Source organism: Cohnella cholangitidis, from assembly GCF_014107495.1.
Lineage (GTDB): Bacteria > Bacillota > Bacilli > Paenibacillales > Paenibacillaceae > Cohnella > Cohnella cholangitidis.
In genome coordinates this window covers 2,865,868-2,882,836 of record NZ_CP041969.1, presented here as the reverse complement: position 1 = coordinate 2,882,836, position 16,969 = coordinate 2,865,868, and the positions used below count along the sequence as shown (strand labels likewise).

Here is a 16,969-nt window from a genome sequence, read left to right as displayed (position 1 = left end):
CCTCCTTGGTTATTTATGATTCCACCAGTTAGGGATAAATCGTATCAGTTCATTGGCCAGAAGTTCGGGTTCCTCCAACGCTGCAAAATGACCGCCACGGGGCATCTTGTTATAGCTTCGCACATGTACCGAACGCTCGGCCCAACTTGCGGGGAACTGGATTTCGTATGGGAAGAGCGCGATACTTGCCGGTACTTTACGTGTCGCTGCGATCGTTGGTTCGCGATCTTCATCCGCTTGATTGGCCATGACAATTAGCCGATACATGCGTGCGGCAGATCCGGCCGTCTCGGTCAGCCAATAGATCATGATATTCGTGAGAAGTTCGTCCCTGCCGCCGAATGCATCATCTACGGTCTCGTCCCCCGCCCCTGAACGGATCATGCTGACGATCCAAGACGCCAAGCCAACCGGCGAATCATTAAGGGAATAGGCAAGCGTTTGCGGTTTCGTAGCTTGCAGCTTCAGATAGGCGCCTTCCGACTGAATCCAGGCCTGCGTGTCTAGCATGAACTGCCGATCGGCAGAGGACATCTCGGTAGTATCCTCTCTTCCGGTTGGATAACCAGCATCCGTCAACAAGATTGCTTTCACAACGTCGGAGTGATGTGTGGATAGCATTGTCACGATTCCAGTGCCGATATCCCCGCCGCAAGCCGTGAAACCCTCGTATCCGAGTGTTTCTGTCATCAGCTTGGCAAACAGGTGGGCGACTTGCTTCGGTGTTTTGGTTCTTCGATCCGAAAATCCAAAACCGGGTATTGAAGGTATGACAAGATCGAAGGAGTCGGATAGCAGGGGGATCATCTTATGAAATCGGTAGAAGCAATCGGGCCAACCATGAACGAGCAATAGCGGCACCGCATTTGGATTTTCGCTTTTAACATGCACGAAATGGAGGGTCGTTCCCTCAATAGCAGTCTTGTATTGCGGTAAGGCATTTAACCTGGCTTCATGAATACGCCAGTCATACTGCGTTCGCCAATAATCGATCAATTCTCTCATATAATCGAGATCCGCACCCATTGACCAGCCTTCGCCAGCCGCTTCGTCTGGCCACCGCGTATGATGCAACCGCGCTCTTAAGTCTTCAAGATCCGATTGCGGAACTTTGATTTTGAATGGAGTAATGATAGTTGATCTCCCCCTTTCAATCTACAGAATGTAATAGTTGCTTTCTGCATTGTAAGGGGACGAACGAGACGTTGTATTGTATATTTTTCCGGAGATCTAGCTAGTGAGAGGGATGTGATTGGGGTGCAGGCTTTCTATAGCGCGGTACTCGGTCGGAGTAAGGCCGGAAAAGGACTGAAATTCTTTAATGAAATGGGACTGATCATAATAATCGCAAGACATGGCAAGATCAACCCAATCGATATCATTGCTCTTTCTGATTAGACGTACCGCCTTTTGAAAACGCATTAAACGACTAAACCTTTTGGGTGTTAGCCCCACTTCATCCTTGAAAATTTGAATGAATCGTTTGGCGCTCATGTTAACCTGTTCAACGATGTTCGTAATGGATTCGGGGTGTTGTGGCTGCTGAAAAGAGGCAATCGCAAACTGAATGGCCGAATGCGATGGCCTTGACCAATCGCTTCGTAACAGAAAGTATTTTTCAAGGATACGGAATCGATCTTCTACCGTGTTGGAATAAAGCAGCTCATCGCGCAGATCCGTAGCCGCTATCCCCCATAAATCATCTAAAGAGACATGCGTATCTTTTAACGCAATAGAAGGAAGCTTTAGAAGCGGACCAGCGCTGCCGGGCTTGATATGTACGCCAATCATGGACCGCTCGCTTGAAGAATCCGTTATATAATAACCGGTATGAGGCCCGCTAATCACGGAAGATGCTAGTGTCGTCTCGCTGTCATATCGATTATGTATACGGGTTTTACGATCACACAGATCAATGACTAGATCGATCGAGCCGTCCGGTAGGGTGAGTCTTCTCGAGTGCGGCGGATTCGTTCCGGTATAGTACCAGAAGTATGCGATTAAAGAAGAGAAAGGAGGCTGGGGGGTATAGGTCTGAAACGGCATTGCTGTTCAGTCCTTTCTGTCTCATTGTTTCTTCGGTTCCATTATACCAAATGCACTCACCGACTCCTCGGTCGGGCAACTGGCACGGATCGTCGAGAAATTTTGGGAATGGACCGATCCGTCTCGTCTGGTGGATGACTTTCAAAGCTAAATCGATCCTCGATTGGGTCCGTTACAACGTGCCCCGTCAGAAAGACGCTACCTTGGCCGGATTTCTGCCTTGCGTAAATACACTCCTGTTATCGAATGCTCGGCAGCGGCGAGTTGGACAGGGGTGCCTTCGAATACAATTCGACCACCCAGATGGCCGCCTTCGGGACCCATGTCAATGATCCAGTCTGCGCTCTTGATCACATCCAGGTTGTGTTCAATGACCACCACCGTGTTGCCCCCGTCGACCAAGCGGTTCATAATGTCCATCAGACGTGTGATATCAGACATATGCAGTCCAGTTGTCGGCTCGTCCATTACATAGAGACTGCCATCCTTGTGAAGCTCCCCGGCCAATTTGATGCGTTGGCATTCTCCGCCCGACAAGGTGCTCAGAGGCTGACCCAGCGTCACGTATCCGAGTCCCACATCCCTCAGCGTCTGCAATTGATGGAGCAGATCCTTCCCGCTGAAGAACTCTGAAGCTTCCCGTACCGTCATGGCGAGGACGTCGCTGATGGATTTTCCGTTCAGCTTATACTCTAGCACTTCATCGCTGAACCGCCTGCCCGCGCAAATTTCACAAGTCGTCCTTATTGGCTCGAGAAAGGCCAAATCCGTGTATATCATACCGAGACCCTGACAGTTGGAACATGCTCCTTTGGAGTTAAAGCTGAACAACGATGGGCTTACCTTGTTGGCGGTTGCGAACAACCGCCGGATCTCGTCCATCATCCCCGTATAAGTTGCCGGATTGGAGCGGATGGATGTGCCCACGGTCGACTGGTCGATGACAATTGCTTCCGGATGCGACGGCAGGAATGCTCCGTTAATCAACGTACTTTTGCCTGAGCCGGCTACCCCCGTTACCACGGTCAGCACACCGACGGGTATATCGACTGTCACATTCTTCAGATTGTGCAGGCTGGCGCCGGCTACGGTCATCCAACCCTTGGGCACCCTGGTTGAAGTTTTCAAAGGTAGACTTTGCTTCAAGTATCGTCCAGTCAAGGTATCCGCGTGCAGCAAGCCTGCAAAGTCGCCTTCGTAGACGATTTCTCCGCCGCGGGTTCCCGCATGAGGTCCGACATCGATGATGTAATCGGCGATCTCCATGACTTCGCGGTCGTGTTCGACGACGAGCACGGTATTCCCTTTGTCCCGGAGCTGGTACAGCATGCCGTTCAGACGATGGACATCCCGCGGATGCAGTCCGACACTCGGTTCGTCGAAAATGTAGATCATGTCGGTAAGACTGCTGCTCAGATGACGGACCATCTTGATGCGCTGCGACTCACCGCCCGACAAGGTTGCAGTCTGCCGGTCCAGACTCAAATACTCCAGCCCGATGGAAACCAGATGATTCAGCCGTGTCAGAATCCCGTCAATCATCGGGCCGGCAACGGGATCCCGAATGGCTTCAATCATACGTATTAGCTCGCCAATCTCCATCGCCGCGCATTGGGCGATATTGTATCCGTTAATCCGGCAGCCCAAGGCCGCTTGATTAAGCCGGCTTCCCCCACAAAGGTCACACTCGCTATAGGTTAGAAAGCGGTTAAGGGTTTCGCGTTTGGCATCTGACATCTCGCTGCTGTCCCTCTTCAAATATAGACGGGTAAGCTTGGGCAGCAGACCTTCATAATCCGATTCGATATCGCCGCCTTTGGTTCGGTAGACGATCTTGCTTTCTTTGCCGTGGAGGAGGGTATCCCATTCTGCCGGCGCAAAATCGGCGAGCCGCCTGTCGTTGTCGAACAAGCCGGAATGGGTATACGTATTCAAGTACCAGCTTCCTACCTTAAATACGGGGAACAGGATTGCGCCTTCATTCAGCGACTTGGACCTGTCAAGCAGCTTGTTCACATCGAACTGCACCACTTGTCCGACCCCAGAGCATTCCTGGCACATGCCGGCCGGGTCGTTAAACGAGAAAACATGCGAATTGCCGGCAAAAGGTTTACCGATTCTGGAGAAGAGCAACCGGAGCATCGCATAAATATCCGTGATCGTGCCGACAGTCGAACGGGAGTTGCCGCCGAGCTTTTTCTGATCGATCACAACCGCCGTAGACAAGTTCTCGATGCGATCGGTATCCGGCTGGCTAAACCGGGGCAGCCGATTGCGGATGAATGCGGAAAACGTCTCGTTAAGCTGACGCTGAGCTTCGGCGCTGATGGTGTCGAAAACCAGGGAAGATTTGCCTGAGCCCGAGACGCCGGTAAAGATCGTGATTTTGTGCTTCGGGATACGGATATTCACGTTTTTAAGGTTATTCTCGCGTGCTCCTTCAATTACGATATCATTGACTTTCATAGCCTCTCCACCTCGGAGTTCTATTTTGTAAGCTTTCGGTGTAATGAAAGAGCGGCGATCCAAGACCGAAAAAAGCCTTAGACTTGCCGCCGCTGTTCGTCTGAGACTAACGATTTTATCATAGGAAAGTGCAAAATGATTAGTCCTCGTCCAAATGATAAATGAGTTGTACCACACCTGAGGAAAACGTTCTTGTACTAACGATTTTTAAATTCAATCTCTGTTTTATATCCGCAAACAGCGGTTTTCCTTCTCCCAAAACAACAGGGTGAACAGATAATCTAAATTCATCAACAAGTCCTAAATTGATAAAAGTCGTAATAAGACTTGCTCCGCCATATAGCCAGATGTCTTTACCAGGTCTATTCTTTAATTCATTTACTTTTTCAAGAATACTTTCATTTATGAATATTGCTTTATTATCCGTCCCCTTCTGATTCCTGGAAAACACATACTTCTCTTTGCTATGAACCAATTCCCAAAATTCTCTTTCAGAATTCGCATGTTCAAGTTCCGGAGTAAATCGTCCCCATAAATCGTAGCTTTTTCTTCCATATAAAATGGTATCAATTTGATCTAAAAATGATTAAACCCCATCTCAGAGTCCATAATGCACCAATCAACTTCACCCTGTTTTCCTTCGATAAACCCATCTAAAGTAACAGCTAAATCCAAAATTATTTTTCGTTTCATGACTTGTTACTCCTTTCGTTAATCTACCACCCATTATAGACCTCATATATGTCACCTATTGTCATATTGGATATAGAATAGAGAGTTTGAATGTTGTTTCTAGGCAACAGATGTGGCCCGAACGTTAAACTAACGGGTACCAAGTTCGTTCAAAGTAAATATGAAGTGGTGAAAAGCTAAAATTGACGATAAAATGAATCATATGAAGTAGTAGGATGGAGCGGGTGATCCTTATTTTAAAAAATACGGGCGGAACTCATTTGAATGTGAGTATAAATCGATGAACATGACCATTTTAGCCACAAAACTGTTTATCCCCGTGCCACGGACAAACGTTGTCCAAAGACCGCGCCTGATCGATCGGCTAAACGAGGGTCTGGACCGCAAGCTGACCCTCATCTCTGCCTCTGCCGGCTTTGGCAAAACTACGCTGGTCAGCGAGTGGGTCGCTGGTTGCGATCGACCTGTCGCTTGGTTGTCGCTGGACGAAGGGGATATCGACTATGCGCGCTTCCTGTCTCACCTTGTCGCTGCTCTGCAGACGATTGAGGACAATATTGGAGGTGGCACGGTTACTGCGCTCAAATCCCCGAATCCACTGTCAATCGAATCGATTCTAATGATCTTGCTGAATGAAATCTCTGCTCTTCCATTCAAATTCGTCCTCGTCCTGGACGACTACCATGTTATTTATGCCGAATGGATCGACGATGCTCTCAACTTCTTACTCGAGCATCTCCCTCCACAAATGCACCTTGTCATCGCCACACGCGAAAATCCGCAGCTTCCTCTGAGCCGATTACGCGCCCGGAGCCACTTGACTGAGCTGCGCGACACCGACCTTCGTTTTACTCCCGGCGAAGCGGCCGCCTTCCTCGATCAGGTCATGGGTCTGAGTCTTACGGACGACGAAATTATGGCGATAGAAACCCGTACCGAAGGCTGGATCGCGGGGCTTCAGCTGGCGGCGCTCTCGATGCAGGGGCGCGAGGATATCCCTACGTTCATTCAGGAATTTGCCGGAGACAATCGGTACATTATGGACTATTTGGTCGAAGAGGTCCTTCAGCGCCAGTCCGACCCGACCCGGAACTTTTTGCTTCAGACCTCCATTCTCGACCGGTTGCATGGACCGTTATGTGATGCCATCACCGGCCAGGTGGATGGCATAGCGCGGCTCCAATCCTTGGAGCGAGGCAACTTCTTTGTCGTTGCGCTGGATGACAGGCGCCAATGGTATCGTTATCATCACCTCTTCGCCGAGGTTCTTTCTGTCCATTTGAGGTCGGATCAGCCCGATCAGGTGGCTGCATTACATCAGCGCGCAAGCATATGGTTTGAGCGGAATGGCTTGCCGGACGATGCGATCCGACACGCGCTGGCCGGCAATGATTTCGGGCGGGCGGCAGACTTGATCGAGCTGGCGATACCAGCCTTGCGCAGGAGCAGACAAGAGGATGTGATGTTGAAATGGCTGAAGGAGCTCCCCGACGAACTGATCTGTTGCAGACCTGTGCTCAGCGTCTGGTATGCCGGGGCGTTGCTGGCCGGAGGCAAATTAGATGCCGTTGAGGTCCGACTGCGAGACGCCGAGCAATGGCTTGAGACAGTGGCAGATCCGGGTAAACGACAGCAAGGCCGCCCGGTCAAGATGGTCGTTGTGGACGAAGAGGAATTTCGCCGTCTCCCGGGTTTGATCACCGTGTATCGGGCCGGACTAGCCTTGGTTCTCGGTGATGTGCCCACCGCCATGAACTACGCGCGGCGAACGCTCGATCTCGTGCCCGAGGATGACCATCTTCCGCGCGGAGCGGCGACTTCGCTCCTGGGACTCGCATTATGGAGGAACGGGGATCTCGAGGAGGCGCGCCGGATATTTGCCGGTGGCATAGCCAGCGTGCAGCAGGCTGGGGCTATCTCCGACGCGATCAATGGCTCCATCGCTTTGGCCGAAATACGGATCGCACAAGGCCGACTCCGCGAGGCGATGCACATCTATGAGCGGGGATTGCAGCTTGCGGCGGAACATGGCGAGCCTGCTCTGCGGGGGACGGCAGACATTTACGTAGGTATGAGCGAACTCTGCCGAGAGCATGACGATCTGGAAGCCGCCACACGGAACCTGTTAAGAAGCAAGGAGCAGGGTGAGCACACTGGGTTCCCGCAATACCGGTATCGCTGGCGAGTCGCAATGGCTCGAATACGGGAGGCCGAAGGGGATTTGAACGACGCGCACGATCTTCTCTGCGAGGCGGAGTCCCTGTATGTGGACGACTTCTTCCTAAATGTACGTCCTATAGCGGCGTTGAAGGCGCGGGTGCGGGTTAAGCAGGGGAGGTTAGATGAAGCCCTCGATTGGGCACGGGAGCAGGGCTTGTCCGCCAAGGACGATCTTAGCTACCAGCGCGAATTCGAGCACATCATCTTGGCTAGGGTGATTCTGGCCCAATATAGAAGTGACCGTGCGGATCGAACCGTACTTGAGGCGAACGGTCTCCTGGAGCGTCTCCTTCAAGCAGCCGAAGAAGGAGGAAGGCCGGGAAGCGCGATCGAAATCCTGGTGTTGCAGGCAATTGCTCGCCATATGCAAGGCGACATTCCTGCAGCGCTTTTGTTTCTGGAACGAGCCTTAACGCTTGCCGAGCGGGAAGACTACGTCCGAATCTTTGCAGACGAAGGCCGGCCAATGAAGGTCCTGCTGGAAGCGGCTGAGAAAGAGGGGATAGCCCCGAACTATGTCCGACGCCTCCTGACGGCATTTGGGAAAGAAGAGGGCAGAATACTTGCCAAACCGGGTATTCGCGAACCTCTGAGCGAACCGCTAAGCGAACGTGAGCGCGACGTGCTTCGACTGCTCGGAACCGACTTGAGCGGCCCGGATATGGCCCGCGAACTCAGGGTGTCCCTGAACACCTTACGGACCCATACCAAGAACATTTACGAGAAGCTTGAGGTAAATAACCGTCGGGCAGCCGTCCGCCGCGCTGAGGAACTCGATCTATTAAAGTGAGCTTGAATAGTTCATCCCCCCACGCTCTGGCACAATTGCCGGGCGTTTTTTTATTTTCAGCAAGTCCCTTGTTGAAAAAATCACCACGTCACTCACCACATGTGGTGATGCAGTCTCACCCTATGTACGTGTATTTTTGATTATGCAAGGAATACATCCACCTTATTGGTCTTTATTTTTCTTTCATTATTCCTTTGCGTTATGTGGTTGCAACTACGTGAAGAAGCAAGGAAGTCGGTGACGGTAGTTAAGAAATGACTTGGAGATGCTTCCGCGGGAGGAACATGAAGGAGGTAAAAGATGAGTGAAACACACGGTTCCAGAGAGGAACATTACAACTCCGATCTGTATGAAATTCGACTCAAGGGTCACCTTGATGACCGGTGGATTTATAGGTTCGAGGGGCTAAGCCTCACCCACGAAAGCGACGGAACAACCATCCTCACTGTTCAGGTGGTCGATCAGCCCGCATTGCACGGCGTGCTCAGGAAAGTTCGCGATCTCGGCTTGCCTTTGGTCTCGGTCCTCCAGCTTGATCCCAATCAGGCGAATGGTCCGAATAGCAACGAGAACAAAGATCCTAATCATTCGAAAAAAAGGAGACAAACATATGACAACGAATCAACCTTCCGCAGTTCTAAAGGGGAGCGAGCATATGCAAACCAATCGGCGAGCCGCTATTACAACCCCGAATCTTATCCGTTTCGCAGGTATAGCCGCTATGCTGGCAGGGATCCTGTTTATTGTCGTTCAGACGATCCATCCTGCCGATATTCTTTCGTCAGTCAACACCGGTCGATGGGCCATTGTTCACTACTTGGGCGTCGCCATGTGCTTTCTGGGCATATTCGGCGTAACGGGGATCTACGCAAGGCAAGTGGAGAAGGCCGGTTGGCTCGGTTTGGCCGGTTATCTCCTGTTGAGCAACTTCTATGCGCTCACAATGGCTTTTCAATTCATCGAAGCCTTTGTCTCGCCACCGCTCGCTGCCGAATCGCCAACCTTTGTCGAGGGCATGTTGGGAATTCCAAGCGGCAATGTTGGCGATAACAATGTCGGATACCTCGAAACGATCTATTCGGTAACAGGGGGCTTGTATTTGCTCGGCGGGCTGCTGTTCGGTATCGCTACGCTCCGCGCAGGCATTCTGTCGCGCTGGGCTGCCGGTCTGCTTACCATCGGGACCCTTCTGCCCCTCCCGCTGTCTTCGCTGATCCATCACCCGTACGATCGGATACTGGCGGTGCCGGTAGGGTTGGGTCTGGCTTGGTTGGGGTACTCGGTCTGGTCCAAACGGCGTGAGAAAGCCTGATATGAGAATAAAAGAGGTCGCCCCCGTAACAACTCGAAGAAACAACAAGAAAAAAGGAAAATGCATTACACCCGCGCGGAACTGGGACCACAGAAATGGAGGGGGAGAAATGAAAGCAATCGTATACGAGCGGTATGGGCCACCGGATGTCTTGCAGCTGCGGGAGGTCGCCAAGCCGGTAACGCAAGACGACGAGATCCTGATTAAGGTTTATGCGGCAACTGCCGCAGCGGGGGATTGGCGATTACGTAAGGCAGATCCTTTCCTGGCACGGCTATTCAACGGTTTATGGAGACCGAAACGAATCAAGATTCTTGGATTCGAATTAGCCGGCGTAGTCGAATCGACGGGCCAAAGCGTTACTCGATTCAAGCCAGGAGATGCCGTGTATGCCGCCTGTGGTGCCAGTTTCGGTGCGTATGCCGAATACAAATGCCTGCCGGAGACGGGAAGTGTCGCGCCGATGCCGGTGAACATGACGTTCGAGGAGGCGGCCGCGGTTCCGGTCGGCGCCTGTACGGCCTTGCATTTTCTCCGGAAGGGCAACATCCGGCGTGGCAGCAGAGTGCTCGTCTATGGCGCTTCAGGCAGCGTCGGGACATATGCGGTGCAGTTGGCCAAGCATTTCGGCGCGGAAGTGACCGGAGTATGCAGCACATCGAATGTGGAGTTAGTAAGATCGCTCGGTGCCGACCGTATTATCGATTATACGAAAGAACGGTTCTCGGATGGCGGTCCGGCTTACGATATTATTTTCGATACGGTTGGGAAGAGTCCATTCAAGGTTTGCATCAAGCTTCTGACACCTGGAGGGTACTACTTGCAAGCGGTCCAAGTAAGCCCATTGCTAATCGTTCGAGGTTTATGGATCAACTTGACGAGCGGCAAGAAGGTGATTGGCGAAACAATGAAGGAAAGCGCCAAAGACTTGATTTACTTGAAGGAACTGATCGAGGCCGGCACGTTGCGTTCGGTCGTTGACCGCCGTTATTCGCTGGAGCAAGCGGCGGAAGCTCACCGCTACGTGGAGCAGGGTCATAAAAAAGGCAACGTGGTTTTGAGCGTTCGGCAGAATATTATAGATGATTTCTAAGCCGCCAAGCTTCCACGATAAAAATAAGATCTACGAAGGGCACCCCACTATAGGGTGCCTTTCGATTTCGTTCTATAGATGATACGGTGAACCTTATCACAAGTAGGGCGAAATTTTCGTGACTTCAGCTGTTGAGTAGATCATACCTTCGGGCGTTTATTTTGTTCTAAATGTCTTAAATATTCTAATTATCCATGAAGTGAGTATTGACATATGGATGATCTTCGGCATGATCGCCCATGAGCGTAAAATTGACGACGTGTTGAACGCTCTGATTTACCGGGCGTAGCAGTTCCAATCCCTCAGCGCATGGAGTTTTTGTTTCTATTTGATTAAGGCTATTCAACCCTCTTACTGGCCAATCTAATAAGTATGCATCTTTGCTGTAAGATTAAATGGACTGCTTGGATAGCACCTCGAAATAATCCAGAACGACCTTGCGAAAATCCAGAGCAGCTTGTGACATGTACCGACTCTTATGCCATAGCAAAGCGATTTCGCGTACCAGTTCGTGATTTTCAACCGGTATATATTTGATCTTTTCCCATGACATCTTGGCTGTGCTTGGTATGAAGGCAAGGCCGATTTCGGCTTCTACAAGACTGACTAACCTTGTAGGTTCATCCCCCTCATACACATATTTAAGATAAAATCCAGCCGATTTGCATATAGAGTCCACTAAATCGCGTGTGCCGTAGCCTCTTTTTACACCGACAAAGCATTCGTCCTTAAGTTCTGTCAAGGCTACGCTGCTTCGGTCCGCCAAACGATGCCCAAGAGGGACAGCTACAAGGATAGGATCTATGAAGACAACTTGACATTCGATGTCCTCTCCTTGGATCGGAGGGGAGGACAAACAAAAATCGACTTCACCTCGATGTAAGAGTGTGATCATTTCCTGCGTGGTCAGCATTTGCACATGAAATTGAATATTAGGCCGGTTATTTAGAAATTCTCGTAGAATCTGGGGCAATTTGCTTGCAGCAGTTACCGCCAGCTCAAGCGTGCCAAATTCTGCATTGGACAAATCGTTAATCTCCTGTTTCCCCTGTTTCAATTCAAACAAAGCTCTTTCCGCTCGGCGAAGGAATCTGTTTCCAAACTCATTCAATCGCAGTTTCCTTCCTGATCGATCAAATAGAGGGACTCCCAAATCTTCTTCGAGGCGTTGAATCGTTTTGCTTAGCGACGATTGGGTTACGTGTAGACTTCGCGCAGCTTCGGTCACATGTTCCAATCGAGCTACCGCCAGAAAATATTGCAATTGTAGCAGCTCCACTTTCCAACCTCCTATCATTCCTTCTGATCAATGATTATATAACATATAATGCGTTAGAGTAAATGATTGATTTCAAGTATGATATTCATGTAACAAACATAAGGGGGGACAAAAAATGAACACTCGCAGCAGGTGGCTAATGATATCTGTTGGATTGGGAATATTACTAAACCCGTTAAATTCCTCAATGATTTCTGTTGCTATCACCAGACTGCAACATGTGTATAGCATTGATTTTACGGCTGTTTCCTGGATTGTTTTTTCTTTTTACATTGCCAGTGCGATTGCCCAGCCTGTCATGGGCAAGGTTAGTGATTTATTCGGCCGAAGGAAGATATTTCTTGCTGGTCTAGTTGTTTCTTTGATCTCTTCCATAATGTCCCCATTTTCGCCGAATTTTGGATGGATTATCGTGTCCCGAATTGTGCAATCGATCGGAACGAGTATGCTGATTGCGGTTGGAATGGCGATTGTACGCGTCCATATTACAGAAAAGCAAGCGGCTGCGCTGGCCGGCTTGTCGATTTTCCTATCCGGTGCGGCGGCAATAGGCCCCTTTGCCGGAGGGGTATTGATTCAATGGTGGGACTGGCCTGCGATCTTCATCGTCAATATTCCGTTCGTGGTGGCAAGCTATCTGCTGGCCTGGAAGATGATTCCCAAGGACGGACTGACAGCGTCGGTCTCACGCGATATGTCATTTCGCAAATGGCTGGATGTGATTGATGTGTCAGGTATTTTGCTCTTCGCAGTTGGTTTGGTTGCCTTGCTTGTCAGCTTGCTGTCGGTTAAATCATCCGGACATGCCTCCATGTGGAATATGATAGTCGGATTGATTGGCCTTGTGGCGCTGGGGACATTCGTTCGACATGAGTTAAAAACGACGGCGCCCTTTATTCCTTTGCGCACTTTCGCCAAATATCCGGCGATGACTTGGGTCAATATTCAATACATGCTCGTTAACTTGCTTCATTATGCGCTCTTTTTCGGGATTCCATCTTACTTGCAAATGGTACGCCATGTCAGTGAATTCCAGACAGGGATTCTGATGCTCACCTTGGGCTTGAGCTCGATCGCGGCATCTCCCATAGCGGGAAAATGGGTCGATAAATCGGGACCTAGACCGTCATTGATCGTATCGGCATTACTGATGGCATTGGGTTCGGTATGGATCGTGACATGGACGGAAACTTCTCCAGTTATCGTTGTGAGCCTGGCGTTAGCTGTATTCGGTTTTAGCAACGGGCTGAACGCCGTTGGTATGCAGGCAGCTTTATTTAAGAGCTCTTCAAAAGAGATGGCCGGTGTGGCATCCGGACTATTTAATACATCGAGGTACTTCGGTACGATTTTATCTTCGTTATTGACAGGCATCATTATGGGAGATGCGTTCAACTTCGCAGGATTTCGACTGCTTGGGGTTTTCCTCACGGTAATCGCATTGGTATTGGTATTGATGAGTGTGCGGCTCCGGTATTCAGGGCAATTGAACGAACCGAGCACAGGCAAGTAAATTAATAATAGGAGTTGGTTCCGATTCATGCCGACACGAAGCAAAATATACAACGTTATCTTACCTAACGTATCCGGGGGCGGGTGTTGCTGGAGGAAGACATACAATTGTTACATGAGTTTTGGGGCTTTTTCGGAAAAAGGAAAAGCCCAAACCAATCAAGCAATTTCTTATCGTTGACAATAAATAAATGAACATTTATTATTGTTTCATGCGATACAGAGATGATAACAAAGTCGAAGCCATATTCGACGCGACAGTACAGCTAATTAACGAGGTTGGTTTCTCAGAAACGTCGATATCCAAAATTGCCAAAAGAGCGAGTGTATCGGCAGCGACGATTTATATTTACCATGAGAACAAAGAGGATCTGCTCTACAAGACCTACTTGAAGATTAAAGATATGATGAGCGAGAGAATGTTTCAGGGAGTGGATCATACTCGAACATTACACGAACGATTCGAAGCTATCATCCGCAACTATGTTGATTTTATTCAATCCTTCAAACCATATTTTTTGTTTCTGGAGCAAATAATGAATTCACCTTTACCCCAGAAATGGTGCTTAGAGGATACGGCAAGTCAGTTTCAACCGATCTTCGCGATGTTTGATGACGGCATTCGACATGGGCTTTTGAAGAAGGAGGAGATTAACATGCTCGTAGTTTACTCCATCTTGCCAATAGCCGAATTGTTGAAATCACATTTAAAGAACGGAACCATACTGGATAATAATCAATTAGATTCTGCCATCAAGATGAGCTGGGACGCAATTAAGGCATAAATCCATAATTCCGAGCATAACAAAGTATTTTAAGCGATGCTGTAGCATCGCTGTTCTTTCCACCAATAATAAATGATCGTTCACTTATTATAGGTGAAATATAGATAAAAGAGAGGCAAATAACTATGAAATTTACCGTCTTTGGAGCTAGCGGGGGTACTGGCTTACAGCTAATCGACCAAACAATCAACAAAGGACATTCCGTTAAAGCTTTTGTACGTGCCGCAGATCGAGTCCCGTTTACCAGGGAGGGACTAACAGTCGTAGAAGGCGATGTGCTTAATGAAGAGGATGTAGATTCGGCTGTTGAGGGTCAAGATGCGGTGTTTGTAGCTTTAGGAGCTACAGCAGGAAGTCCTTCGGATATTTGCTTACGTGGGACTCGTTCAATTGTGAACGCGATGAGAAGGCATCAAGTAAAGAGGCTGGTCGTTCTTACGGGGTTTGGCACCAGCAGAGAAAGCAGGAAGCAACTCGGAATTGGGATGAGGATGATTGTAAAACTGGCTTCGTTAATAACGTTCCGAGAGTTTCGCGACAAAGAAAGACAGGATGGTATAGTGCGGCAAAGCGAATTGGATTGGACCATCGTTCAGCCACCGAGGCTCACCAATGAGCCGGGCAAAGGGCGATATAAGCACGGTGTTTTTTCTCCTTCCATGCTAGCCAAAATCTCTCGTGCCGACGTGGCTAATTTCATGATCGATTCGGTCGAACATGCACGTTATATTAAGCAATCCTCGTTTATTCACGACTGACTGAAACAGCCTTGCATGAAATAATGGCCCCTTACATATAAAAAATAACCTATTGGAGGAATAAATCATGGTATCGAACTGGACTCCGAACGATCTTCCAAGCTTAAAGGGAAAAACTGCTATCGTGACGGGAGGTAATGGCGGGGTAGGTTATTACACGGCATTAGAACTGGCGAAGCACGGTGCTAAAGTAATCATTGGAAGCCGTGATCATAGGCGCGGGGAAGAAGCAATCATAAAGATGAAACAAACGGCATCAGACGTTCAAGTATCGGTTGTGCCATTAAACTTGGCCGATTTGAAGTCAGTTCGAAGCTTTGCCGATACGATCCTCGCAAAAGTGAAAGGGATAGATATTCTCATCAACAATGCTGGGGTAATGGCAGTTCCCACTCGTGAACTGACGGCAGATGGTTTTGAAATGCACTTCGGAACCAATCATCTTGGACACTTCGCGTTGACAGGTCTGTTATTGCCGTTAATTGAAATGAACCACGGTCGAATCGTTACAGTAAGCGCGCAGTCAGCTCAAATGGGTGATATAGATTTTTCTGATTTGAAAATGGACAAGAATTACGGACCAATGGCAGGATACAATCGCTCGAAACTTTCAAACATACTGTTTGCTCGAGAACTAAATCGACGTGTAAAGAAGAAAGGTATCACTTCTATAGCAGTACATCCCGGTACAAGTCCTACAGGGATCGGGAGACACTCACCAAAGGGAACCAAGGCATTCGGCCTGCTATTAATGAAAATATTCGGAACTTCTCCTGATCAATCAGCTTGGCCATCACTTATTGCGGCGACAGATTCGACAGTCATCGGAGATCATTACGTAGGGCTAGGAATGAATCCACTAAAGGCTAAGAAACCGAAGTTTATAAATTTCCCCAAGAAGGCATTGGACACGCAGCTTGCGGAGAAGCTTTGGCTATTATCCGAAAAGTTAACTGGAGTACACTACGAAGTATAAGTTAACGTTAAGCTGAACCGTATCAAAAGTAACTGCAAGTTTCTGTTGTACAGTATTACGTTTCAAGGGAGCAGAAAATGAACAAAACAGATCGTTTGTTGGCCATCGTGCTGGAGCTGCAAGGCAGGCAAGTGGTACGTGCCGAAGATTTGGCGGCACGATTTGAAACCAGTGTGAGGACCATCTATCGCGACATTCAGGCGCTCAGCGAAGCAGGCGTTCCGATTACAGGCACTACAGGCGCAGGGTATTCCTTAATGGAGGGTTATTTTCTACCTCCGATCAGTTTTACAATAGAGGAAGCCGTGACCTTGCTTATAGGAACAGAATTTATCGAGCAACGATTTGATGATGATTATCGTGATAGAGCTAATGTGGCTAGGAGGAAAATCGAGGTCACTCTATCAGACAGTGTCCATAGCGAGACCTCCCGTATACGCAAGTCGCTGCGATTGCTCGATCCTGGCAAACAGGCAGCTCCGTCAAACGAAAGGGAAAATCTCGATAAGATCCGCCGAGCTCTATTAGATGGGCGAAAGATCAGTTTTCATTATTCGAAAAGATTTACGGATTCCACGGGGAGCCGCCATAGCGAACGTACCGCCGCTCCCTATGGTCTTGTACTCGTTGAAGGGGCTTGGATGCTTGTGGCCCGGTGTGATCTTCGCCAAGACATCCGCCATTTCCGGTTGTCCCGAATGGCTGAACTTATCGAACTGGACGAACGATTCGAACTCCCGGAGCATTTTGACTTAAGGGAATATACCCCTTTAGATGATCGCCGCTTGCGAGTCTGCCTTCGATTTAACCACGACATCGCAGATAAGGTGAAGGAATCGAACTATCATTACATAGAGGATATGAAAGAGCATCAAGATGGATTGGATGTGGTCTTACGCGTTCGCCAGCTGGATGAATTGTTGCAGTGGGTGCTTGGCTGGGGAGCGGGCGTAGTAGTGTTGGAGCCCGAATCTTTCCGAAATCGAATTCGTGAGGAAGCCCAAAAAATTCTAAAGCGCTACTGACATAACGCTGTCAG

The 16,969-nt window shown here is 49.2% G+C and carries 12 protein-coding genes and 2 pseudogenes; 9 read left to right on the top strand and 5 right to left on the bottom strand.

The genetic code is table 11. From position 1 onward, the window contains the following. Positions 1-9: 9 nt before the first annotated feature. The 4 genes and pseudogenes from FPL14_RS13615 to FPL14_RS13600 all read right to left on the bottom strand — a co-directional run bounded on the left by FPL14_RS13615 (position 10) and on the right by FPL14_RS13600 (position 5,205). Complete coding sequence (locus FPL14_RS13615; protein ID WP_182303982.1) at positions 10-1,131, bottom strand: epoxide hydrolase family protein; 1,122 nt, start codon at positions 1,129-1,131, stop codon at positions 10-12. A gap of 99 nt (positions 1,132-1,230) precedes the next feature. Further along, positions 1,231-2,046: a helix-turn-helix domain-containing protein gene (locus FPL14_RS13610; RefSeq protein ID WP_182303506.1), complete on the bottom strand. Its 816-nt coding sequence runs from the start codon at positions 2,044-2,046 to the stop codon at positions 1,231-1,233. Between the two features lie 198 nt (positions 2,047-2,244). Continuing rightward, positions 2,245-4,512 (bottom strand): ATP-binding cassette domain-containing protein, encoded by a 2,268-nt coding sequence (locus tag FPL14_RS13605; RefSeq protein ID WP_182303505.1) that lies wholly within the window; start codon positions 4,510-4,512, stop codon positions 2,245-2,247. 139 nt (positions 4,513-4,651) lie between these two features. After that, positions 4,652-5,205 (bottom strand): annotated as a pseudogene (locus tag FPL14_RS13600) (dihydrofolate reductase family protein). 280 nt (positions 5,206-5,485) lie between these two features. Between FPL14_RS13600 and FPL14_RS13595 the strand changes: the two are divergent. The 3 genes from FPL14_RS13595 (at position 5,486) to FPL14_RS13585 (ending at position 10,620) form a co-directional block, all read left to right on the top strand. Then, positions 5,486-8,215, top strand: a complete 2,730-nt coding sequence (locus tag FPL14_RS13595; protein WP_182303504.1) for a winged helix-turn-helix domain-containing protein — start codon at positions 5,486-5,488, stop codon at positions 8,213-8,215. Positions 8,216-8,825: 610 nt separating this feature from the next. Next, entirely contained in the window at positions 8,826-9,527 is a 702-nt protein-coding gene (locus FPL14_RS13590) for a hypothetical protein (protein ID WP_229263906.1), read from the top strand. A gap of 109 nt (positions 9,528-9,636) precedes the next feature. Continuing rightward, the gene (locus tag FPL14_RS13585) at positions 9,637-10,620 is read left to right on the top strand and encodes an NAD(P)-dependent alcohol dehydrogenase (RefSeq protein WP_182303503.1); all 984 of its coding nucleotides are present in this window, start codon (positions 9,637-9,639) and stop codon (positions 10,618-10,620) included. A gap of 391 nt (positions 10,621-11,011) precedes the next feature. On the opposite strand, the gene FPL14_RS13580 is transcribed toward FPL14_RS13585, so the two are convergent. Further along, entirely contained in the window at positions 11,012-11,899 is an 888-nt protein-coding gene (locus tag FPL14_RS13580; RefSeq protein WP_182303502.1) for a LysR family transcriptional regulator, read from the bottom strand. Positions 11,900-12,014: 115 nt separating this feature from the next. Between FPL14_RS13580 and FPL14_RS13575 the strand changes: the two genes are divergently transcribed. The 6 genes and pseudogenes from FPL14_RS13575 (at position 12,015) to FPL14_RS13555 (ending at position 16,955) form a co-directional block, all read left to right on the top strand. After that, the gene (locus FPL14_RS13575; protein ID WP_182303501.1) at positions 12,015-13,412 is read left to right on the top strand and encodes an MFS transporter; all 1,398 of its coding nucleotides are present in this window, start codon (positions 12,015-12,017) and stop codon (positions 13,410-13,412) included. A gap of 190 nt (positions 13,413-13,602) precedes the next feature. Then, positions 13,603-13,776 (top strand): annotated as a pseudogene (locus FPL14_RS29930) (TetR/AcrR family transcriptional regulator); the annotation flags it as partial. A 39-nt stretch (positions 13,777-13,815) separates the two neighbouring features. Continuing rightward, entirely contained in the window at positions 13,816-14,196 is a 381-nt protein-coding gene (locus FPL14_RS13570) for a hypothetical protein (protein WP_229264036.1), read from the top strand. Positions 14,197-14,321: 125 nt separating this feature from the next. Next, positions 14,322-14,954 (top strand): NAD(P)-dependent oxidoreductase, encoded by a 633-nt coding sequence (locus FPL14_RS13565; RefSeq protein WP_182303499.1) that lies wholly within the window; start codon positions 14,322-14,324, stop codon positions 14,952-14,954. A 67-nt stretch (positions 14,955-15,021) separates the two neighbouring features. Continuing rightward, positions 15,022-15,930: an oxidoreductase gene (locus FPL14_RS13560; RefSeq protein WP_182303498.1), complete on the top strand. Its 909-nt coding sequence runs from the start codon at positions 15,022-15,024 to the stop codon at positions 15,928-15,930. Positions 15,931-16,007: 77 nt separating this feature from the next. After that, the gene (locus FPL14_RS13555) at positions 16,008-16,955 is read left to right on the top strand and encodes a helix-turn-helix transcriptional regulator (protein WP_182303497.1); all 948 of its coding nucleotides are present in this window, start codon (positions 16,008-16,010) and stop codon (positions 16,953-16,955) included. Positions 16,956-16,969: the final 14 nt, after the last annotated feature.

Coding starts and splice junctions, on each gene's coding strand:
- FPL14_RS13565 (WP_182303499.1), top strand. CDS start 14,322: ATGAAATTTACCGTCTTTGGAGCTAGCGGGGGTACTGGCTTACAGCTA.
- FPL14_RS13585 (WP_182303503.1), top strand. CDS start 9,637: ATGAAAGCAATCGTATACGAGCGGTATGGGCCACCGGATGTCTTGCAG.
- FPL14_RS13560 (WP_182303498.1), top strand. CDS start 15,022: ATGGTATCGAACTGGACTCCGAACGATCTTCCAAGCTTAAAGGGAAAA.
- FPL14_RS13610 (WP_182303506.1), bottom strand. CDS start 2,046: ATGCCGTTTCAGACCTATACCCCCCAGCCTCCTTTCTCTTCTTTAATC.
- FPL14_RS13605 (WP_182303505.1), bottom strand. CDS start 4,512: ATGAAAGTCAATGATATCGTAATTGAAGGAGCACGCGAGAATAACCTT.
- FPL14_RS13590 (WP_229263906.1), top strand. CDS start 8,826: ATGACAACGAATCAACCTTCCGCAGTTCTAAAGGGGAGCGAGCATATG.
- FPL14_RS13555 (WP_182303497.1), top strand. CDS start 16,008: ATGAACAAAACAGATCGTTTGTTGGCCATCGTGCTGGAGCTGCAAGGC.
- FPL14_RS13570 (WP_229264036.1), top strand. CDS start 13,816: ATGATGAGCGAGAGAATGTTTCAGGGAGTGGATCATACTCGAACATTA.
- FPL14_RS13595 (WP_182303504.1), top strand. CDS start 5,486: ATGAACATGACCATTTTAGCCACAAAACTGTTTATCCCCGTGCCACGG.
- FPL14_RS13575 (WP_182303501.1), top strand. CDS start 12,015: ATGAACACTCGCAGCAGGTGGCTAATGATATCTGTTGGATTGGGAATA.